Genomic DNA, 21,154 nt, shown 5'->3' on the forward strand with positions numbered 1-21,154 from the left:
TTCATTATCGTAGCAGAACCCTATAATGAATGAAAGCACTACGAAAAGGGGTTTATGCATGCACGAAAACTATACGAGGGATGAAATCGTAACGCTCCCTTACGGTCAGCTCGAAGGGATCCGTCTGACAGAAGCTCGGGCGATCGCTTGGCTCGGAGTTCCTTATGCGATGCCGCCGGTGGGCAGACTCCGATGGAAGGCGCCTCGCGAGATCAAGCCTTGGAGTCATCGATTGTCCGCGCGGAAATATCGGAACAGCAGCGTCCAAATAAGCCTGGAGGGACCTGTAGGGAGCGAAGATTGCTTGTACCTTAACGTCTGGCGGCCGGATCATGCGGAGGACGGCTTGCCTGTACTCGTCTTTCTTCACGGCGGCGGGAATGTATCGGGCTCGGGACGGGACTTCCAGGGCGGGCAATTGGCGCCCGAGACAAATAGCATCGTCGTGACGGTGAATTACCGTCTAGGCGCGATGGGATTTTTCCGCCATCCAGCTCTGCGCACCGGCGATCCGCTCGACGATTCGGGGAACTATGGGCTCCTCGATATTATCCATGCTTTGAAGTGGGTACAGCGGAACATCGCTTATTTCGGCGGAAATCCGGCAAACGTCACGTTGGCGGGCCAGTCCGCCGGAGCAAGAAATGCGCTAGCCGCTTGTCTTTCCCCGCTGAGCGAAGGACTCGTCCACAAGCTATTCGTCATGAGCGGTGGGTTTACGACCGCCAAATCGGAATTAGGGGAATCCAAGGCTAACGCGATTCTTAGAACGTTGTTACTGCAAAAAGGGCTTGCCAATAATCCAGATGAAGCGGATGAGTGGATTGCCAATCGCTCCGCGGAAGAGATTGCCGGCCTCCTGCATCAACAGAACGCCGCCAGCTTCGCCGAAGCCATCGGCGATACCGGTCTTCGGATGAGCGCTTTTCCCCATTTGTTTGAGGACGGCACGGTCATCCCGATAGGAGGCTTCGCGAACCTTGGGTTGCACGGGCAACCTTGCCTGCCTATCGTTCTAGGGAGTACCGCAACCGAATTTTCCGTATTTGCGCTCGGAGATCCTTACTTCTTGAATGAATGGCAGAATGGACGTTTAGAGAGACAAGCGGAGGAAAAAAGCTTTTATGAAGCAGCCGTTCAATACGGAAGCGAGCTCTATGCATCGTTTAATGTGGAGGAAGTAGCGGACAAGTGGATGGAAGCGTCTCCGGAAAATCCGGTGTTCGCCTACCGATTCCACTGGGGGCTGCGAGATGGCGTAATCGATCCGTCTATCCGATTTCGGCTTGGCGCCTCTCATGGAGCGGATATCCCTTTCTATACCGGCGATTTCACGGGAGTTCTGCAGAACTTTCCGGCGGGTGTCGTCACCGAGCGTAACGAGCCGGGACGCAGACAGCTATCGGACCGGATGCGCAGCTATCTGCAACGCTTCCTGCATACGGGCGATCCGAACGGTGAAGGGCTGCCGCATTGGAAACGGTGGGGAGCCGATCCCTTATCTTCCGACATCCTGGCGCTCGATGCAGACGAAGAGCAAGCCGTTGTAAGAATGGACTCCAAGCTTCTCGCGCAGGATATTCTCTCTAGGCTGAAGAAGGACGCTCGATTAACGGCTGATCAGCGGACTTGGCTTCAAACCCGCTTATTCGCCGGACGTTTTTTCTGGAATGATTAACGGAATACGAATGGAGAAAGGATCTGCACGGTGTTCACATTTCTTCTTTTATTAGCGATCGGGCTCACCGCCGGCCTTGCCGGCTCCTTGGTCGGTCTTGGCGGAGGATTCATTGTCGTGCCTGCGCTTGCCTTCCTGTTTCCCGATATGCCGCCGTCGCATTTGGCCGGCACGTCCATGGCGATGCTGCTCTGTAATTCCGTCTCCAGCACTTATGTGTATGCCAAGCAGCAACGTATCGACTATTCAGCCGCAATCCGGTTCGCCGCAGCCTCCATTCCCGGTTCGGTGATTGGCGCCATCTTCGCGGAACAAATAGAAGGAAGGCTATTTTTCATAAGCTTCGGCTTCTTTTTGATCGGAATCGCTCTGCTGCTCCTGTTCAAGCCGGATCGGCCGATCGTTTGGCCTCTGGCTCCAACGGCGACGCGGAGCTTTATCGATCAAAGCGGTAAGCGGTTCGACTATTCCTACCACATGCCTACCGGCATCGTCATCAGTTTTCTCGTAGGCTTCTTGGCCAGCCTGTTCGGAGTGGGAGGCGGGAGTCTCATGATTCCGACGATGACGCTGCTGCTCGGATTTCCGCCGCATATTGCCGTCGCAACTTCCATGCTGCAAATTTTTCTGTCCGCTATCGTAAGCACGTCTACGCATGCCGCTCTGCACAATATTGATTGGTCGATGGTGCTGCTTCTAGCGCCCGGCGCGATTATCGGCGGTCAAATCGGCGCGCGCCTGGCCAAACGCCTGCCTGCCAAGCTGCTGCTTAAAATATTGGCTTTATTGCTTATTGTGGTTTCCGTTCGTTTGATCATGAAGGGTTAAGTCCGCTGTCCATTGTACGACCCGCCTTTCAAACATAAAGCAGGGAGCCCGCAACGAGCTCCCTATTCCCGCCCTTTCTATGGTTCCGAATGGCTCGGCTAACGATCCATCGCTCTTTCATTTCGATTTCCGTCCGCGTGTCCGCCTCGACCATACCTCGTTCGATATTTTGCCGGCGTTTCGCCGTATCTCTGTCTGAACAATCGCACGAAGTAATTCAGCTCCATCCCGACCATTGCCGCGATCTCCCCAATGGATAGTCCGGATTCCCCCTCCAGCAGCTGATGGCCCTTGAGCAATCGCAGCCGCTGCAGATAGGCGCTTGGATTCATGCCGTACCGTTCTTTAAATAATCTTTGAAAATGCTGCTTCGAATAACCGACGGCATGCGCGATATTCGCAAGACTTAACTCTTCCATATAATGCTGCTCCATATATTGAACGGCGGTACGGAGCGGCTCTTTTGTCCCGGAATGGCTTCGATTAGGCTTGGGTGGCATCCTAATCCCTTGTCGGGCTATCGTCCCAATATAAGCGAGTAGATGATAAATTTTTGTTGAGACATCGAGATGATGATCGCTTCCTTCCTCCTCGCCCGTATGCCATAGCTGCCGCAGCTCCGATTCCAGGTGAAGAAGCGCATGTTCATTGACTGCTATTCGTTCCATCATGGGCAGCCGAAGCGCGGCAATCAGCGATTCAACAAAGTCCCCTTCGATTCCTATATAACCGATTATCCACGGCTCCGTCCCTGAAGGGCTGTATTCATGGGCAAGCTTGCTTGGCACGAACAGAATGTCTCCCCGCTTCATTTCCATCGCGGACGCCCCTTCGAAACGGAAGGTTCCCGATCCGGAAAAGCAAATCATGCATTGCGCGGTAGGGTAACCGATCGGACGGACAATCGGATGCTGAGGGTGCAGGCCGCAGCTGTACAACGTTAATGGCCATTGCATTTCGCCTTGATCATGAAAAAGTCTAAACGCCAGCATGCCTGTCCCTCCAGTTCCTCACGTTGTTCTTGTAATCTATTATACGTATCATGTTCATTTTGTACTATTATGTTATAGCGAAATTCCTAACGGCATATCCGTTCCCCAAGTTACAATGTCATCAACGCGCGAACAGAAAGGATGGCGGACGATGTACCGGTTTAAAGCATTTCAGCAGCCAACGCTGCTCCAGAATCATTTGAATTTAGGGGGAGCCAATCCTTCCGGGGAAAGAATCGACGTAACGAGCTTATATTTCACCCGGGGCGGCAAACCATGGATCGGAGTGATGGGCGAATTCCATTTCTCCCGGTACAACAGGAACGACTGGTATGAAGAGCTGTGCAAAATGAAAGCGGGCGGCATTACGCTGGTATCCACCTATGTGTTCTGGATCTACCATGAAGAAATCGAAGGAGAGTTCGACTTCGCCGGCGACAACGACCTGCGGGCTTTTATACTGGAATGCAGACGGGCGGGGCTAGACGTCGTAATACGGATCGGCCCCTGGGCGCATGGCGAATGCCGGAACGGCGGATATCCGGACTGGCTGCTTCGGAAACCGTTCAAGCTGCGCGAGAATAATCCGGAATATTTGGAGAAGGTGCGGGTGTACTTCGGGAAGATTTATGAGCAGGTGCAGGGACTGTTCTATAAAGACGGAGGCCCGATCATTGCCGTCCAGCTAGACAATGAGTTGACGAACGATGCCGAGCACTTGGCCGCATTGAAGGAATTGGCCATAAGCTGCGGGATGGTCGCCCCTCTCTATACGGTAACGGGATGGAATGCCGTGGCGGGTGCGCAAATTCCTGTAGACGAGGTCGTTCCCGTATTCGGAGGCTACTGCGATGCGCCGTGGGATGAACGAACGACCCAGCTGCCCCCGTCCCCTCATTATTTTTTTACCGGCATGCGCAACGATACGGGAATCGGCGCCGATCTGCTGCCTGCGCGGACCGAAGAAGACGGGGAATGGCAGCTGCCGTATGAGCGGTATCCGTTTGCTACGTGCGAATTGGGCGGAGGTCTGCAATCGACGCATCACCGCAGATATATCGTGAAAGGCATCGATATTTATTCCTTGTCCCTTGTCAAACTCGGCGACGGGAATAATCTGATCGGGTATTACGTCTATCATGGCGGCACCAATCAGATCGGCAAGCTGTCCACGTTCCAGGAATCGAAGGCAACGGGGTACCCGAATGATTACCCGATTCTCTCCTATGATTATCAGACGGCCTTATCGGAGTATGGCGAAGTAAGAGAACAATACAGAATGCTCAACCTCCTCCACTTGTTCGTTCAAGATTTCCAAGAAACGTTCGCGCCGATGGTCAGGGTCGAAGCCGAACACGCCGTGAAGCGAGATGATACTTCCTCGCTGCGGTATGCGATGCGCACGGATGGCAAGAGCGGCTTTGTATTCGTCAACCATTACCAACGGCTCGCCAAGCTTGATGACGTTCGAGATGTTGTCATCGATACGGGCATCGTTACGTTCCCGCCGATTGACGTATGCGGAGACGTCAGCTTCTTCCTTCCCTTCCGGATGGACTTATCGGGAACTGTGCTGGAGTATGCCACGGCGCAGCCTATATGCAGGCAGGGGGACACGTATTTCTTCGTGCAAATTCCCGGCATCGCCGCGGAGTATCGTTTAGCCGACGGCCGGAGCTTCGCGCCCGAGGCAGGACTAGCTTCGCTGGTGAAGGCGGAGCATGCTTCGATTGTCACTCTTACCTGGGAACAAGCCCTTTATTTGCGCAGACTGGATGGCGAGCTATATATCGGCGAAGGCTGCGATCTATACAAGCGGGATGGCGAAGTGCGAGCGGTGGCGGACGGAGATTTTCGAATTCGGCGTTGGAACGGGGTAAGCTTCGAGCAAGGTTTTATCCGCCAGCCATACGCAGAGCCTGTTGTGACGTTCGAGGATGCAGCAGAGCCTCCATTCGCTCCCCAGCATATCGAAGAGCTTCATATTGGCGGGGAGAGGAAGATTACCTGGCAAAAAATCACGGTGAAGGGCTCGCAGGGTTTTGTCACGATCGATTATGAAGGCGATACGGCGCAGATCTATGCGGATGGCTTATTGATCGCCGACAGCTTCTATTACGGCGAGGCATGGCGGGTGCCGGCAAGGCTGTTGGACGGGAAGGCATGTTACCTTGCGGTGTCCGAGATGCGGGATGACTTTTATAGAGAGTTTTGAGGGTGAGTCCGCGGAAAGTCGGTCCAGGCCCGCCGGTATACTTCTTTACAAGAATCTCAGGTTCGAGCATCATACCAACCCTTTCATGTTAGGTCTTCCTCAAAAACAAAATGCCACTCCCCAAGAGTGGCTTTAAAATCAAAGTTTCACTTTCTTTTGGCTGCACCTTGCCGCTGTTGTTTCTATTGTTGTGGCATCCGCTTGTAGCTTTCTTATACCTTGTTGTGCCAAGCGATAAAACGCACAAGGATAGCCGACATTTCGGCCTGGGTGGCAGCACCACCCGGCTTCATAAGGTTCCCCGGTCTTCCGTTCAGGATCCCCGCCGCCGCAGCCCAGTCCATAGCTTCGGTTGCCCAAGCTGAGATCTCCCAGTAAGCGACAATGATAACTTTCTTCTCTTGGTCATCCTCGCCCGTGTCTTAATCGCCTAAAAATGCAACAATCTCCGGGTACAGCTGGTCCGAATGCGTAAGGTTTAACATATGGTCCCCGCCTTCAATTGCAACGAACTGGATGTTTTCCACCCTCCGAAAATGATTTTCGATTGTCACATTGTCCTCATGGTCGCGCGTACCGCGAACGAATAATGTCCTCGCTTGCAGATTGTGTAATCTCTCGATGGCGGGAGGGGTCGGCCATACGACGTTAAAACTTGGTCGTCCAAACAGCACCCTAATGTTATGATCCGTCATCGCCCGCAGCAGTTCCCGCTGCGGGCTATCCTTAATGACCGAGTAAGAGGAAGAGGTTACGACTAAATCGGTCATTCTGGCAATATCGGGAGCAGCTTCTTGTATGGCTTGGAATGACGCCAGGACGTCAGGTGACTGGGCGAATCCCGCTAAGGTTGGCGCGATTAAGACCAGTTCTTGCACGCGTTCGGGATAAGCCAACGCGGCTTCCGTCGCGATCTGTCCGCCGAGCGAATGACCGATCAGCACAGCTTTGTCGAGGGACAGGCTGTCCAGGAAACGAACAACGTCTGTTACATAGTTGACCGTCTCAGACGGGGGAGGCGATTGTCCGCACCCCCGAGCGTCGAAAGTAATCACTTGATAATGGTTCGCCAGAAGCGGAGCCAAATAGGACCAATCCCTGCTATCGCACCCCCCGCCGTGAATCATCACAATCGGCTTGCCTTGCCCCTGTATTTCGTAATGCCAATCCATTCAATCTCCTCCAATTCACGATAAAAGTACATTCAATTTACCATTGAATAACCGTTCAGTCAATATAAATTGACGGAGCAATTGATGTCGATTATGATGGAATGAGAAATGAAGAGAGGTGCGTCATCATGCCAAGAACCCCGGAAGAAAACGAACGGATCCGCAACGCCGCTAAAATAAAAATAAGAGCGGCCGCAATCGATGTCTTTATTGCCAAAGGATTCCACAGCTCCTCCATTGAGGATGTCGCGAAGAAGGCCGGCATCTCGAAGGGGTTGCTGTATAACTATTTCAAAGGAAAATCGGAGCTTCTTGCAGAACTGATTCAAAGCCGTGTCGAGGAAATTTCGCAAGTAATGGAAACGGCGTCTCGTCTTCCCGCTCCGAAAGAACAACTCCTGTATATCGCGCAGCATGCCCTTATGAACGTAAAAGAACAACCAAAGGCCTATCGCTTCTATTTACACCTGCAGACTCATCCGGAAGAGGACACTATTATTTCTTCTCATACCCAGCCATTAAAAGACGAGATGATCCGCCAATCCCGCGTTCAAGTCGAGATTTTCCGGAAGTTAGGCTCGGCTAATCCGGAGGTGGATTCGCTTCACTTTTCAACTGCGCTGCACGGGATCATGCTGATGTATTCCATGTATCCGAACGGTACACGGATAGAAGCATTAAACCGCGTTATGATCGACGCCTTTATTGAACAATTTCACTGATGGAATGAATAAAGGACTGGTTCTCGCTTTGAAAGGAGTTTTTTACAAAAAGAGCCTATCAACCCGTCTAAACGGATTAATAGGCTCTTACTCGCTTTATTCCAGCTTATCGCTCGAGCAAGCTCAAGATGGCTTGCGCGGTTTGGGCGCGGCTGGCGTCAGTCGCAGGATCGAATATTCCGTTTCCTTTGCCTTGCAGAAGACCTGCGGCGATGGCTTTATTCACACCCTCTACAGCCCATGAGGAAATGCTTGAGCCATCCTCGAGATCGGCTGTTTCTTGACCAGTCGCTATAATTGCGCTGTTCTTGTATTCATAGGCGCGAACGAGCAGCACCGCCATTTGTTCACGGGTGATGGCCGCGTTCGGATCGAATTTGTTCTCCGATACGCCCGAGACAAGCCCCGCTTCATAAGCGACCGCGACTTCTTCCGCATACCACTCACCCGCTCCAACATCGCCGAACGGAACAGTGCTTGCCGCTTTCGTCAGGCCAAGCGCCCGCACCAGCAAAGAGGTGAATTCAGCGCGAGTTGTACGTCCATTCGGCGTGAAATTCGTCTCGCTTGTGCCGTTAATGATATGCTTCGCCGCCAGCACTTCCAGCGTCCTTGCAGCCCAGTGGGTCGAAGGAACGTCAGCGAATGACTTCGTATATTCCAGAACCGTGTAGGTGCTCAGATGCTCAAGAGTAACCGTCACGGTATTCTTGGCAGCATCTACGCTGCCTCCTGCATATTCCCACGCTTTGCTTCCTTCATTGTAATAATAAACGCCTAGCAGAGCTTCATCAGCTTCATTGTTATAAGGCAAGGTGATTTCTACGCCGCCCTCAACCTTACGAATGTCGGTTACTTGGTTGTTGTGCTTCAGCTTTAGCGTAATGTCATAGACCGCGCCTGCTACCTCCACACGCGCCTCTCCACCTTCAGCCGGGACATTCGCGAAATCTCCCGTTGTCACTGGCGCAACGGTTACTTCAATACTTGCCCCGGACGGATTGCCCGCCTCTCTCAGCCATTGCTTCAGCGCATCCGCTTGAACCGTTAAAACCGCATTCGCGGCTTTCACCTGGAGGGATAGGCCGCCGATATCCTGTACAGGAATGGACTTCGACGTAATGCCGCTGCCGAGCTCCACAACCGCTTTGTCTCCATCCTTCGTTACGCCTGTTGGCGCCGGTGCCGATGGTCCCGGATGGCTAGGCCCTGGATTGCTCGTTGTTTGACCGCTAATCGTAATCGACTTCGCCCCCACGATGCCAGAACCATCGGCAGCCGTCGCCTTCACGGTTACAGTGCCATCGCTCACAGCCGTTAACAGACCCGACTCATTGATCGTTGCGCTTCCTGTTCCATTTTCGACAGACCAGGTGACCGCCTTGTTCGTTGCATCTACCGGCAGCACCTCTGCTGTTAATTGAAGTGTGCCGCCTTTTGTTGTTATCGTGTTATCACCACTAACATGGATCGTTTCAATCGGAATGATCAACGACCAGTGAGCGTAGATGCTGCTGACGGACGCGTTCGACCAATTGCCTGCAAATACTCTGACGCCGTCGCGGTTGTAATACGGTTCGCCCGTTCCGTCATCGTTCGCGTAGAATCCTTGGAATGCATAGCCAGCCCTTTCAGGAAGGGTGATTCCGAGCGGCAGCTTGCCGCCGTAGTTGACCGATACGCTTGCCGTACCGCCTGACCCGCCTTGAGGATCCAGCGTAATCGTGTAGGCATTCGCCGTAAACCGGGCGTAGAGGGTCAAATCGCCGATCGAATGGACTGCAACGCTGGCGAGCTTGGAGCTCGGCTTGAATTGCGGGTCGGTAAACCAGCCTACGAAGGTATATCCTTCCTTAGGACTCGGGTCGCTCAAGTTAAACGTCGCCGTTTCAACGGTATAGGTGTCAGGCACGTTATCCGGCATGACGGCGGCGGCCTCACCATCCCTATAGGTGATGGTATAGGTTTCCATGCCCCACTTGGCGAAGAGCGTCGTCGTCGCAGTCACAGTGTCCGTGTCAAAGTTCCAAGCTTCGTGGTAAGCCGAATCCTTGTACCAGCCCTCGAACGTATAGCCGCTCCTTACCGGCGGTTCCGGCTCGGTGATTTTGCTGCCGCCCGCTACGTTCGGGATGGACATGACCTTGCTGCCGCCTTGAGAATTGAAGTCGACCAGGAATTTGTCGGCTTCCAGCTCGATCCATCCGGCGTAAAGCGTCAATGCGTAAATATGATCGTCTCCCAGGGTATTAACCACAGGCGTGTCGAAATTAAACTCCTGCGTGAAGGCCGAATCGGTGTACCATTTTCCGTCGAAGAGATAACCGCTGCGAGTCGGGTCGGTTGCAGGCCGAGTGGCCTTTTCCCCGTCGCGAACATATTGACTCTCGACCGTGCTGCCGCCCGACGTGTTAAATATCACGCCGTTGCGTCCAGGCGGGAATACGCCGCTCGCCGCGAAGCCGATATGGCCTGCAGCAAAGGCCGTGTCCCAGTTGGCGCGCGCTTTGGCGCCGCTATCGGTGTAGCCATTGATGCTAAAGTTTAAAGCTGCTGTGCTGACGCCATAGAAATATAATTGCTCATTATTCAGCATGGAGGCGGTAATGCCGGTTGATCGGTTTGTTGACCTGAATTGTTGTTATTAAATATGATCCCGCCGACGGCAGCACGCGGCATCTTAATCGTGTACCAATGGGTATCGGCGCCATTGTATTTCATTCTCGTCAATGCACCGCCGGGCCATCCGCCAAACAGCTCGGGGTTGAACGTGTAAGCCCGCACTCCGGTGCTGGCCCAGGCCTCAAAGTCCGCATTACCGTTGATGGAAAAATAAACATTGACATGTGTCGGCTCTTCGGCCGGCGGAGCAACCACGACTCCAGGCTCGACCCTCGTGTAAGTAAATGCTTTGGTGATCCAGTTGCCTCCGGACGTCTTGCCCACCAACGTGATGGTGATAGGGTCGTTGTAGTTGGCGCTCACGGTGATGATATCGTCATGGGCAAAGCTCACGGCGTCGCCGTTGTTAATGGCGTAGCTGGCATTGCTCACATGGACGGCCGACATTCTGAGCCGGAGCTGACTGCCGGTAAAGCTGTTGCCGGCGATCACATCGTCATCGTTCGGCAAAGCGGCCAGAATGGCGGCGTCTGCTTCCTCTTGCTCTATTAAAACCACAAGGCCAGGGTTGGCGCTGGTATCGGTGTTAGATTGTTTTGCAGGGTTGCCGGGTATCGTACCGCTGATCCTGCCGTTTGATACGGTAAAGACGTTGGACGGATTCAGGGCATTGACATAATAGCCATCCTTCAAAAATTCCACCGGCACACTGCCTAGAACACGGTCGGTCGTACTGGTGTTGATTAACACCGCGCCGCCGCCGTCCGCGACTGTGCCGCGCTCGATCATGACGGCATGGTTACCGAGACTGACCAGATTCTCGTCGCGGCCCGCCATGGCGTTGTGGAACTTGTTGACGGCCACGACTTCGGGATGGCTCCACTGAGGACGGCTATTACTTACATACTCTGCGGTCCTTACGCTGGTTCTCTGGGTCCCGTCGGCGTTAATATTACGGGCAAAGAAGAGCGGAGAAGCATCTTTGCGGGCAGCAATCATCGCCCATCCCTGCCTGATCTGCTTCGGGCTGAAGCTCAGGGACTCCCCTTCGTTATTGTAAGTGTCGTGGGATTCCACCCAAGGGACCAGCCTGTCGGCCGTCAGGCCTTCGGCGGCGTAATCCGCCCATTTGTCGAGACGGCCGATGTCCCCTACCTCGAGGACGCTGCGTACATCATGCCCGTATTTGGAGGCGGTCAAATCAATATACTTGGCGTAGCCGGCCATCCTGTCGTTGTTCGGGTCTCCCCCTTGCAGCACCTCGCCGTATTGGAAGTTCTCCTTGCCTTTCTCCTCAAAGTAGGCCTTGGCGGCGCCGGTCACATTTTTCACAAAATCGCTTGCGAACTTTCCGTCTTTATATCTTTCATTCGTTGCGCCCGCGGCCACGCTTGCCGGGGAAGGCGCGTCATCGTCCAGCTCGATATGCTTGATGGCGTCATAGCGGAAGCCGCTAGCGCCAGCGTCAATCATATCCTTCAAGTACGTGATGAAGGAATCTTGAACGAACGTGGAGTGCGTGTTCAAATCTCTAAGCCCGCTGATCATGTTCGGCTGGGTCAGAAGAAAACGGTCGTTATAACCTACGCTGCTGGTCACGTTGTGGAAATGTGTGCTGTCATTCCACGGGGCATCAGAGTTGGCGGTGCTGCCCATGTGGTTAGCCACCACGTCGACGATGACCTTGATGCCGAGTTTTTCGGCGGCGGTGGTCAGGCTGACAAACGCGTCCCGGTCGCCATATCGGTTGCCGTTGCCGCCAGCGATCATGTTACTGGGCTGATAGGCAAAATACCAGTTGGTCCCAGAGGCGCTGCCCATGATCGGTGAAGTCTGAATCGCCGTGTACCCGGCGTCAGCGATGGCCTGCAGGTTCTCCTCTATGACACTCAAATTCCAGTCAAACGCGTGTAAAATAACGCCATCCCGGATGCTTTCCGGGGGCGCGCTGCTCGCTGTGGAAGCAGCTGCCGTTACCGGCGCATCCGTCAAAGATTCGGCCTGAGCCGTCGGCACGGTAAAGACCGAAGCCGTCAGCACTAGAGCGAGAAGCAGGCTAAGGAAACGTTTTCGGAAGTGTTGAATTGTCAGTTTCATGAAAATGTTCAATCTCCTTATTGTTATAATGAGAATGCTAAAATAGAGATGCTCTGTAAAAAGGCAGCTTCACCAGCACTTTTACACGAAAAACGCAGACTGCCGCTGAAATACAATGCCGTGCCTATCACCGCCTTCATCGTAATCCACTTGATGTATCCGCTTTCAAATGGGGCTATCCGATTACTCCGCAATAGCGAGATGCTCCCCATTCTTCACCGACATTTCCATACCATCTGTGGTGAATCTAATTTTCCCCTTAAATATACCACCGCTAAACGGATTCCAAGGTAGAGATCGGTTGCGAGTGTAGACGATTATTATGCAAAATAAAAAATCGTACCGAAAATTTTCTATCTTCTTTTCATCCGAATATCTAACTCAGGCCGGTGCGCATACAATTCAAAAAGTCCCGGGTGCAGCGGAATACATGGGGACTCCCTTTCTTGTTTCACATCTGCACGCCAGGTAGGATAAATCCACGAAATAGAGTAGATAAATTTTGCAGCCTCCCGTCCGAATCAAAAAAACTCCCCGCTTAGTCTTAGACCAAGCGAGGAGCATGTTCGAGCTCATTCATTCAGTATGGATTAGTCGCGATATAGCTTGCCGTCTTCACGTAGATGCGAGGATTCAGCTTCAGCTGATTGACGATTACTTCCGCTATATCTTCCGCCTGCATGAACTTCGAGTCGTTGTTTTCCTTGATAAGATTGAGATCAAGCGCCAGATCCGTAGCAACAGTACTAGGGTTCAGGGCCGTTACCCGAATATTGCTGCGACGCACCTCTTGCGCTAGCGATTCCGTAAATCCGATCACCGCAAACTTCGATGCGCTATAAGCGCTTGAAGTAGCCGCTCCGGCAAGTCCGCTGGTGGAGGAAATATTGATGATATCTCCGCCATTCTTCTGAATCAACTGGGGCAGCACCGCACGCGTGACATAATAGGTGCCCAGCAGATTCGTGTCGATGATCCGTTTCCACTCTTCTGGATCCATCTCCAATACAGTGCCGAATGTTGCAATGCCCGCATTATTGATTAGGATGTCAGCGGGGCCTAGCTCACTTCTCAGCGCTTCAACCGCCGCTTCCGCTTGCTCCTTGATGGAGACATCGGCAGTTGCATAAACCGCTCTAACGCCCAGTCCCTTAAGTTCGGCGGCAACTTCCTTCAAGGAAGCTTCATTCCTGGCAATCAAGCCAACGTTTACACCTTCTTTCGCCAATGCGACAGCCGTTGCTTTACCAATCCCTCTTGCCGCACCAGTTACGATTGCTGCTTTTCCTTTTAACGATTGGGCCATTGCTGCATCTCCTCTCCATTTCTATATCACCTCTTGATTATACTAAAGTGCGATGCCCATTACGAAATTATGCATTGACGCTTCGTTTTGACCGAGGATGTAACACCATGCAAAGCAAAAAAGAAGCCATATGGAGCTGTTAAACTTCACCTTCTAATTGCTCAGAGACTCTGAATCTCACACCTAAAATGACCAGCGCCAAAGCTATGAAGGTGAGCATTGCGCTAAGCAACTGAAATCCTGCAAAGCTGAACGTCCCTCCCATAATGATTCCTGTCAATAGAGAGGATAAAATCGTACCCAAATACCGCGATGTATTGAAGAGTCCGGATGCGACGCCAATCATGTCTTTCGGCGAACTTTTGAACAACGCTGCTTGCATACCGACGGCGTTTAGCCCGTTGGCAATCCCAAATGCCGTGAGCGCAAAGCACACATGGATGACCGGCGACGTTTCTTTCAAGGCTGCGAGCCACGCCGAACCTAACATCATTAAGATTGCGGACACCGCCATTGCGGGTCTGGGTCCCGCTCGATCAACCCATTTGCCTGCAATGGGCGACGCAATAAGCGAGCTCACGCCTAAGGTCAGCATCAGGATACCGGTTTGAAACTCACTGACATGGCGAACGATTTGCAAGTATGAAGGAAGCCCGAAAAATAGCGTATAGAAAAGAAAGTTAACCAGCATGAACTGAACGTTGACCGAGAACATGGCCGGATACTGCTTGAATGTACGGAGTGGAATGAAAGGCGACGCCGTATTAACCTCATGTCGGATGAACGTCCCTAGCGCCACGAGTCCGATTCCCATGGCAATCCCACTCCATAACGTGATATTCCCGGAAGAGCTGACCGACAGTAAACCGACGAGCAGGGCTATCAGACTAACCGTGAAGAACAAAATGCCTAAAGCATCAATCTTTGTCAACCAGCTGCGGATAGAAGCGCGGCCGGCTTGGGGGGCAGCCGCTTCATCCTTAGGAATCATTCTCCAAGCGATTAGAAAGCTGGCTGCGGTGAAAGGAAGATTGACAACAAAGATCGCAGGCCAATCCCACCACCTAAGCAAGATCCCCCCGGCGAAAGGACCGATGGCTGCCGCCCCGGACAGGAAGATCGACAGAACGGACAGTGCCGTCGCTTGTTTCTCCGTGATATGAACACGAACAATGGCCATCCCCACCGCAATCATCATACTTGTCCCAATCGACTGCACAACGCGAGACACGACGAGCCATCCGAAATGGGGCGAAAAGGGGGCCAACACGGAAGAGATGAAAGAAATGACAAGCCCAGCGAGAAAAATTTTTCTTCGCCCGAACAAATCGCTCATCTTGCCCATGACGGGTTGTGTGACCGCGCTCGCGATATAGAAGGAAAAAATAAGCCAAGATACGACCGTATATTCCAATTTAAACACATGCTGCAGCCTTGCGATCGCGACCGCGATCATCGACGAATTTAACGGATTCAGCGATACTCCAAGGCCGACCGCTAGCATCAGCCATCTGCTTCTAGCACTCATGGCAACATCCCCTTGTTCTTTTAACGCTATGTTACTTGAAAAGAGTTCATTTACTCCAACGCATTTTAAGGTATAATGTCATGTATTCAAAGGAATGATTGGAGGCTGTCCGGATGGAAATGCTTCAGCTGCAATATTTTCTAACCGTAGCCCGCTTGGAGCACATGACCGAGGCCGCGCGAGCACTGCACGTTACGCAATCTTCGCTCAGTCGAACGATTCAGCGCCTTGAGGAAAATGTAGGAGCCCCTCTCTTTCATCGAACTGGCCGTAAACTGAGATTGAACGAGTTCGGCGAGCGATTCCTTTACCGTGCGGAAAGAGCTTTGTTCGAGCTGGAACAGGGGAGGCAGGAGATCCGCGATTTGATCGACCCGGAGCAAGGCACGCTCGAATTAGCGGTCACGACCGCCAGCACGCTACCCGGTATTCTTCGAGCGTTTCAGAGGAAACGGAACAATATCCAAATTCACGTGCAAATGTTGAATTTGCAAGAAATGGTTACGCTCCTCCACCGGGGAGATGTAGATTTCTGCTTATCATCCCCGCCTGTCCATGAGGAGGACTTCGAATGCCGGATCGTATTCGTTGACCCGATCCAGGTGGCCGTTCCGTGCGGGCATCGGCTGGCCAAACAGACCCGCGTGTCGTTGTCGGAACTCAGAGAAGAGAAGTTTGTAGGGGTAAAAAGCGGTTATGGGATCCGCGATACGGTGGACGCTGCCTGTAAATCGGTCGGTTTCGAACCCTATTACATCTATGAGGGGGATGAACCAGCAAGGTTAAGCGCCCTTGTGGAGGCTGAAGTCGGAATCGCCTTTATGCCGAGTACGGCAAGAGATGATAAGTCGCCGATCCGCTTTCTCGAAATTGAAGGGCATCAAATAGAGAGGGAAATCGCTCTGTTATGGCACAAAAGCCGATTCCTTACGCGGGGCGCTTTGGATTTCCGGGAGGTCGTCGTCGAGTATTTCGAGGAGCTGTCCAAGCAGTAGGCGACATTGAAATAAGCATTCAGTCAGGTTTCCTCCACCGCGGGTCTCATTCAGGCATTGTGTCGAGGCAGAAACAGGCAAGGTTCACGTATGTTGATGGTACAATTAGGATGCTATTTTATTGGGGGGATTAATAATGACGCATACCGGACAATTATTCACCTCTAACCCCGCCGGCCTAAAAAAAATCGATTTTGATGCCAGCATTCTCCTCATTACGAGAGCAGGTCCGGAAATAGATCGAGTTGAAATTGTCCGAGATTTAGCCCCTTCTCCTCAGCTTTTCCAAGCTTTACTGAGCAAGCGGAAGGCTAGCGACAATTATGATTGGTGGCCGGAATTTGAGGAAAAATTCAATTTTGAACTGCAGTCCGGCATCAAGCTTCAAGCGCTCCGAGATGTATATAAGAGATTGCGTAAAGGTGAAAACGTAGTCTTAGTATGCTTTTGCAAGGATCATCGATATTGTCACCGAAGGCTGGTCGGAAAGTTTTTTGATGAATATGGGTATACATCCACGGAACTTAATCCGGTAACGGTCGAACAAATGACGCTCTTCTAGCGACCGTAGTTGCTGACGGCAGCATCAATTAAATCAGCGAATGATCAAAAAGGTTCTATAAGGGCACGCAAAAAATGAAAGAACCTTGCCGGCGCAAGGTTCTTTCATTTCACTTCCCCCAATATACGCTTAGCCACGTCGCCGACTCCGTACCGAGGGGATGTCGATTAACGCGATCTCGTTCCCCTCTTTGTCCGTGCCGGCCGGATCGTGCAAGGATACGGCCTTACGCGGATGTAAATCTTGTACGATTTAATTGATCGTAATGTTATCCAGCTCCGCATACCCTGTGCTTCCCTTAGCCAGCCGAATAATGTTGTCGCCTGCGGTCAGGTTGACATTCACGTTGACTGTGCCGAATTGTCCCCATCCCGCCGTAGGCGCGTAGGTGATCGTCGACCATGCTCCGCCGTTATAGGCGAGATTGTGCGTCGAGTTAGCTCCAGTACCGTTAGCGTACCGGATCGTCATGGTGTAGGTCCTGGTCGTCGGAACCTTGACATAGAAATCCACATAACTGTCGCTATAGTCGATCTGGGCTACATATTTGCCGCCGGACGCGCTTGCGCCGGACGCAATATTCGCATGATTGACCGCCGCGTCCTCCGCTTCGTACACATTCGTCGGCTGGCCTGCCGGCGTAATGTATAGCCGGTAGCCGTCGTTGTTGTAGAGCCCGCTAATCGGTACGGTAATTTGATTATTGCTGATCGTATATTCAGTCTCGAACAGCGTGTTCGTCGTATTGACTGGCGTCGTCCGGTTCACGAACGGCGTCCATTCCGCGCGCACGCGCACTTTGCTTCCGTTCGTGCCGAAGAACGACGGGAAGTTCTTGATGACGACGTTGACCGAGCCGTCCGTTACACCGCCGAACAGTACGCTCGCATAACGCTTGGCCGAATCAACGTTGGCGAAACCGTCAACGGCGCGGATATCGTTCACATTTGGGGGTGTCACGCTTACCATATTCCCGGACATGTCGCCGTACCATTTGTAGAACCACCAGCCGCCGTTGCGCTGCGTGTCGGTCGCGAGCAAGCTGCCGAGCCTGCCCGGATACGGCACATCCCAATAGCTCTGCATCGCGGTGTCGACGCGCAGCCGCTCGAATTTCGCGATGAGCGGCGCCACCACGCCAGGCATTCCCTCGACCTCGGCATATCCCCTGCCGCTGTATTCGTTAATCGAGATCGGCCGCCCGGATATTCCGAGTGAGTTCTCGATCGCCCGATAATCGTTATGATTCGCCGTAAAATTTTCATCCCAGAGCTGATGCCAGGATGTAATTTCCGGCAGCGTGTTTTTCGATTTCTGATAAGTCATGAAATCGAGCATCGCGTTATGCCGGTACGTCGCAAACGATGGACCGATCGCTTTGGCTGTCGGATCAAGCTGCTTCAGCTTGGTGTAAGTCAGACTGAAAAACTCGTTGAACGTTAGGTTGCCGGTCGTATTCGAGGAAGCATAGCCGCTGTTGAACAAGTTGGCGCGGTTCACCGTTGCATTCTCCGCTTCATACCTGACCGGACTCGTGCCGGCAATATCGATGTAATCCAGCTCCGCGTACCCGGCTCCTTTGCCGAAACGAAGCTTGTTGCTGCCGGCCCGCAAGTTCACGTTGACTGTCACGGATGCCGAGCTAGCGTCGGCGACCCATCCCCCGGTGACGGGGTAGGAGACCGAACCTGCTCCTGTACCGTTCACGCTCAGCGTATGTGTCGAAACAGCATTGGTGCCGTTAGCGTATCTAACGGTCATAGCATACGACTTGGCCGTCGGAGCGTTAACGGTGAACTCCACATAGCTGTCGCTATAGTCGATTTGCCCAACATAACGCCCTTTCCACGTGCCATCCGGTTCATTCCATATTTCATAGCCGTAGACGTTCGTTAAGCCGGCTGCTTTCACATCGTTTACGGTCGTCGTCACCTTATTGAACCAGTCATTCAAATTCGTGTAGTCATACCAGCCGGTAAACCAGTCCGCCAGCCGGATCGTCACTTGACTTCCGGACGGAGCCAAGCGCTGCGCGACCGGAATGACGGCGCCCCAAGGTTGTTGATATCCGGCGACAGCGGGGTTTATATAGGCTTTGGCGCGTAGCGGAAGAAACAGGTTGTTGTCCGGTTTGTTCTCGATGACGCCGTAGAGAGAACCTCCGGCGCTATGCGTTACAGGGCCAATCACATTGGACAAGTCCACCGTCAGATTGCTTGCAGCGTAGACCGGCCCCGCCGAGAGCATGCTGCCCAGCAAGGCGGTAATCAATAAGACCAGCAATCCTTTTTTCTTCATTTCATTTCCTCCTTCAATAATTGGATTTCAATAATTATTGCGGCTCAAGGATCTTACTGCCTTAGAAGCTGTCTCACCTCCTCTCAAGTAAGCGCTTTAATATGCAAATAGAAAAAAACCGCCGTTCCCTCGAACATCTTTCATCGGGCTTGCGGCGGTTCTATTCTTAGATGTGTTCTCTAACCCAAACTGTCATCTCGCCTTCCCCTCGGTTGGCCCATGCGAAATACGGTATAAACGTGGCTGCAGCTGGCTCGTATTCATTCCTTGCATCCTCTTTATATAAAACATCCTCCCAATTTCGCGGGGAAAGTCTTTCCGCTTCCGTCTTTATCACGCATACCCCGCCAAGGAGGTCCGGTTCAAATGCCACGCTCAGCTCGCAGCTGCTCTGTAAATACATTTGATGCAAATGCTTCCCGTTATCCGCTTCCTCCAGGCAATAGACGAGAGGACCGCGGCTAATAGCGACCTTCCCGACCGTCTCGCGGAGAAGAGGATGACCCTTCATACGCATAACAGGCATCGGCAAATCCAGTTCGATAATGTCGCCGGATTTCCATTTTCTGCGTATAATCGCATATCCGTTGATGGTATGAATGGTGCAGGATTCCCCGTTAACGGTCAACTTAACTCCGCTCTTATCCGTCCACTCAGGCATACGCAGCATAAGCTCGAATTGGACAGGAGTCTCGGGCTCAACAGTAAACCGTACGCGACCGCTCCATGGCAGCTCGCTTTGCTGGATCAGCTTCACCTTATGATCTTGGATCGTGAGATTCGCCTCTCCGCCGACATACAAATGCACATAGACCGCATTCTCATTCGCCGTGTAAATGTATTGGCCAAGCGATGCCAGCAGCCTTGCGACATTCGGCGGGCAGCAGGCGCAGCCGAACCAGCCCTGCCGGACAGGCTTGACATGGTCGTACACATGATTTTTGCCGCAGGCGTCAGGCCATACCTCGAGCGGGTTCACGTAGAAGAAATGCCGGCCGTCCTTGGCCATGCCGCCTAAGACGGTATTGTACAGCGCTTTTTCCATCACATCCGCATACCTCCGATGCGGTTCGATCCGCAGCATGCGCTGCGCGAAGAAGATCAGACCGATCGAGGCGCAGGTTTCGGCGTAAGCTGTGTCGTTCGGCAAATCATAGTCTAACGTGAACGACTCCTCCTGCGCCATGGAGCCGATACCGCCCGTAATGTACATGCGCCTGGTTACGATATTGTTCCACAACCGGCGGCAAGCCTGGAGAAGCCCGGAATCGCCGGTTTTCGCGGCGACATCAGCCATCGCTGTGCACATGTAGACTAAACGGACAGCATGCCCTTCGGCGCTTGTCTGCTCCCGAATTGGCGCCTGCGCTTGGCTGTAGGACCGGTTCTTGACCATAAAATCCGAGCCCCAATGAACGGTTTGGCCGCGCTCTTCATATTCTTTGTCATAGAAATGCGGCTCCTTGCCTCTTTCATTCAAGAAGAATTGACTAAGCCTTAGATAGCGCTCCTCCCCCGTCGTTTCATACAATTTGACAAGGGCAAGCTCAATCTCCTGATGGCCGTCATAACCTTGAAGCTTACCTGGCTCCGGCCCGAATACCGAATCAATGTAATCCGCAAATTTACAAGCGACATCCAGGATCGCCCGCTTTCCAGTCGCTTGAAAGTAAGCGACAGCGCCTTCAATGAGATGTCCCGCTGTATAGAGCTCATGACATTCACAAAGATTCGTCCACTCGTTGCCTGGCTCCTTGAGCATGTAATAGGTATTCAGATAGCCGTCCTCGCGCTGCGCTTTCACGATTAAATCAACAAGGTCATCCGCGATTCTCTCTAATTCGGGATCACGCCCGCTTTGAAGCAAATATCCTGCGGCCTCCAGCCACTTCGCGACATCGCTGTCCTGGAACACCATGCCGTAAAACTCGCCGGACTCCTCCCCGGCGGCAATCCGAAAATTTCGAATCGCTCTGCTCGGTTCCGCATCCGGAACGCGATCGTTCAGCGTCTCCCATTGGTAGGGCACGACGACTTCGCGCACGAGACGGATGTACTCCGACCAAAAGCGATCCTCGATCTTGATGTCGCTCAGCGGCAACACCTGCATCTGTTTCATCTTAGTAAGCTCCAATGACA

15 protein-coding genes are annotated in these 21,154 nt (G+C 52.7%); 6 read left to right on the forward strand and 9 right to left on the reverse strand.

The window, feature by feature from the left end; all coding sequences use genetic code 11:
- The first annotated feature begins 58 nt into the window (after positions 1-58).
- Positions 59-1,678, forward strand: a complete 1,620-nt coding sequence (locus D3P08_RS05620) for a carboxylesterase/lipase family protein (protein ID WP_162848369.1) — start codon at positions 59-61, stop codon at positions 1,676-1,678.
- A gap of 30 nt (positions 1,679-1,708) precedes the next feature.
- A complete protein-coding gene (locus tag D3P08_RS05625) occupies positions 1,709-2,506 on the forward strand; it encodes a sulfite exporter TauE/SafE family protein (protein WP_119598448.1) in 798 nt (265 codons plus the stop codon).
- 98 nt (positions 2,507-2,604) lie between these two features.
- Here the strand turns inward: D3P08_RS05625 and D3P08_RS05630 are convergent, their stop codons facing one another.
- Positions 2,605-3,498 (reverse strand): AraC family transcriptional regulator, encoded by an 894-nt coding sequence (locus D3P08_RS05630; RefSeq protein ID WP_119598449.1) that lies wholly within the window; start codon positions 3,496-3,498, stop codon positions 2,605-2,607.
- A gap of 151 nt (positions 3,499-3,649) precedes the next feature.
- Between D3P08_RS05630 and D3P08_RS05635 the strand changes: the two genes are divergently transcribed.
- Positions 3,650-5,713 carry a beta-galactosidase gene (locus D3P08_RS05635; RefSeq protein ID WP_162848370.1) on the forward strand — a complete coding sequence of 688 codons (2,064 nt, stop codon included), beginning with the start codon at positions 3,650-3,652 and terminating at the stop codon, positions 5,711-5,713.
- 212 nt (positions 5,714-5,925) lie between these two features.
- Here D3P08_RS05635 and D3P08_RS28040 read toward each other — a convergent pair whose 3' ends face one another.
- Both D3P08_RS28040 and D3P08_RS05645 read right to left on the reverse strand, forming a co-directional pair.
- Complete coding sequence (locus tag D3P08_RS28040) at positions 5,926-6,102, reverse strand: S-layer homology domain-containing protein (protein ID WP_420819015.1); 177 nt, start codon at positions 6,100-6,102, stop codon at positions 5,926-5,928.
- A 33-nt stretch (positions 6,103-6,135) separates the two neighbouring features.
- Positions 6,136-6,885 carry an alpha/beta fold hydrolase gene (locus tag D3P08_RS05645; protein ID WP_119598452.1) on the reverse strand — a complete coding sequence of 250 codons (750 nt, stop codon included), beginning with the start codon at positions 6,883-6,885 and terminating at the stop codon, positions 6,136-6,138.
- 128 nt (positions 6,886-7,013) lie between these two features.
- Between D3P08_RS05645 and D3P08_RS05650 the strand changes: the two genes are divergently transcribed.
- On the forward strand, positions 7,014-7,607 hold the full coding sequence (locus D3P08_RS05650; RefSeq protein WP_119598453.1) for a TetR/AcrR family transcriptional regulator: 594 nt from the start codon (positions 7,014-7,016) through the stop codon (positions 7,605-7,607).
- Positions 7,608-7,713: 106 nt separating this feature from the next.
- Here the strand turns inward: D3P08_RS05650 and D3P08_RS05655 are convergent, their stop codons facing one another.
- From D3P08_RS05655 to D3P08_RS05670, 4 genes are all read right to left on the reverse strand, one after another.
- Positions 7,714-10,203: an InlB B-repeat-containing protein gene (locus D3P08_RS05655; protein WP_119598454.1), complete on the reverse strand. Its 2,490-nt coding sequence runs from the start codon at positions 10,201-10,203 to the stop codon at positions 7,714-7,716.
- Positions 10,197-12,326, reverse strand: a complete 2,130-nt coding sequence (locus D3P08_RS05660) for an alpha-amylase family glycosyl hydrolase (RefSeq protein WP_119598455.1) — start codon at positions 12,324-12,326, stop codon at positions 10,197-10,199. The genes D3P08_RS05655 and D3P08_RS05660 overlap by 7 nt, the downstream gene beginning before the upstream one ends.
- Positions 12,327-12,906: 580 nt before the next feature.
- On the reverse strand, positions 12,907-13,632 hold the full coding sequence (locus D3P08_RS05665; protein ID WP_119598456.1) for a 3-ketoacyl-ACP reductase: 726 nt from the start codon (positions 13,630-13,632) through the stop codon (positions 12,907-12,909).
- A 139-nt stretch (positions 13,633-13,771) separates the two neighbouring features.
- A complete protein-coding gene (locus D3P08_RS05670; RefSeq protein ID WP_119598457.1) occupies positions 13,772-15,160 on the reverse strand; it encodes an MFS transporter in 1,389 nt (462 codons plus the stop codon).
- Between the two features lie 113 nt (positions 15,161-15,273).
- Between D3P08_RS05670 and D3P08_RS05675 the strand changes: the two genes are divergently transcribed.
- Both D3P08_RS05675 and D3P08_RS05680 read left to right on the forward strand, forming a co-directional pair.
- Positions 15,274-16,155: a LysR family transcriptional regulator gene (locus tag D3P08_RS05675; RefSeq protein ID WP_119598458.1), complete on the forward strand. Its 882-nt coding sequence runs from the start codon at positions 15,274-15,276 to the stop codon at positions 16,153-16,155.
- 136 nt (positions 16,156-16,291) lie between these two features.
- Entirely contained in the window at positions 16,292-16,717 is a 426-nt protein-coding gene (locus D3P08_RS05680; RefSeq protein ID WP_119598459.1) for a DUF488 domain-containing protein, read from the forward strand.
- Positions 16,718-16,969: 252 nt separating this feature from the next.
- On the opposite strand, the gene D3P08_RS05685 is transcribed toward D3P08_RS05680, so the two are convergent.
- Complete coding sequence (locus D3P08_RS05685) at positions 16,970-19,015, reverse strand: CBM35 domain-containing protein (RefSeq protein ID WP_119598460.1); 2,046 nt, start codon at positions 19,013-19,015, stop codon at positions 16,970-16,972.
- 166 nt (positions 19,016-19,181) lie between these two features.
- Positions 19,182-21,134, reverse strand: a complete 1,953-nt coding sequence (locus tag D3P08_RS05690) for a glycoside hydrolase family 127 protein (protein WP_119598461.1) — start codon at positions 21,132-21,134, stop codon at positions 19,182-19,184.
- Between the last annotated feature and the right edge of the window lie 20 nt (positions 21,135-21,154).

Origin of the sequence: Paenibacillus nanensis, from assembly GCF_003583765.1 — a bacterium.
Lineage (GTDB): Bacteria > Bacillota > Bacilli > Paenibacillales > Paenibacillaceae > Pristimantibacillus > Pristimantibacillus nanensis.

What these genes read in the sequence shown, in the direction of transcription:
- D3P08_RS05620 (WP_162848369.1), top strand. Translation starts at nt 59, where the DNA reads ATGCACGAAAACTATACGAGGGATGAAATCGTAACGCTCCCTTACGGT.
- D3P08_RS05630 (WP_119598449.1), bottom strand. Translation starts at nt 3,498, where the DNA reads ATGCTGGCGTTTAGACTTTTTCATGATCAAGGCGAAATGCAATGGCCA.
- D3P08_RS05635 (WP_162848370.1), top strand. Translation starts at nt 3,650, where the DNA reads ATGTACCGGTTTAAAGCATTTCAGCAGCCAACGCTGCTCCAGAATCAT.
- D3P08_RS05645 (WP_119598452.1), bottom strand. Translation starts at nt 6,885, where the DNA reads ATGGATTGGCATTACGAAATACAGGGGCAAGGCAAGCCGATTGTGATG.
- D3P08_RS05650 (WP_119598453.1), top strand. Translation starts at nt 7,014, where the DNA reads ATGCCAAGAACCCCGGAAGAAAACGAACGGATCCGCAACGCCGCTAAA.
- D3P08_RS05655 (WP_119598454.1), bottom strand. Translation starts at nt 10,203, where the DNA reads ATGCTGAATAATGAGCAATTATATTTCTATGGCGTCAGCACAGCAGCT.
- D3P08_RS05660 (WP_119598455.1), bottom strand. Translation starts at nt 12,326, where the DNA reads ATGAAACTGACAATTCAACACTTCCGAAAACGTTTCCTTAGCCTGCTT.
- D3P08_RS05665 (WP_119598456.1), bottom strand. Translation starts at nt 13,632, where the DNA reads ATGGCCCAATCGTTAAAAGGAAAAGCAGCAATCGTAACTGGTGCGGCA.
- D3P08_RS05670 (WP_119598457.1), bottom strand. Translation starts at nt 15,160, where the DNA reads ATGAGTGCTAGAAGCAGATGGCTGATGCTAGCGGTCGGCCTTGGAGTA.
- D3P08_RS05675 (WP_119598458.1), top strand. Translation starts at nt 15,274, where the DNA reads ATGGAAATGCTTCAGCTGCAATATTTTCTAACCGTAGCCCGCTTGGAG.
- D3P08_RS05680 (WP_119598459.1), top strand. Translation starts at nt 16,292, where the DNA reads ATGACGCATACCGGACAATTATTCACCTCTAACCCCGCCGGCCTAAAA.
- D3P08_RS05685 (WP_119598460.1), bottom strand. Translation starts at nt 19,015, where the DNA reads ATGAAGAAAAAAGGATTGCTGGTCTTATTGATTACCGCCTTGCTGGGC.
- D3P08_RS05690 (WP_119598461.1), bottom strand. Translation starts at nt 21,134, where the DNA reads ATGAAACAGATGCAGGTGTTGCCGCTGAGCGACATCAAGATCGAGGAT.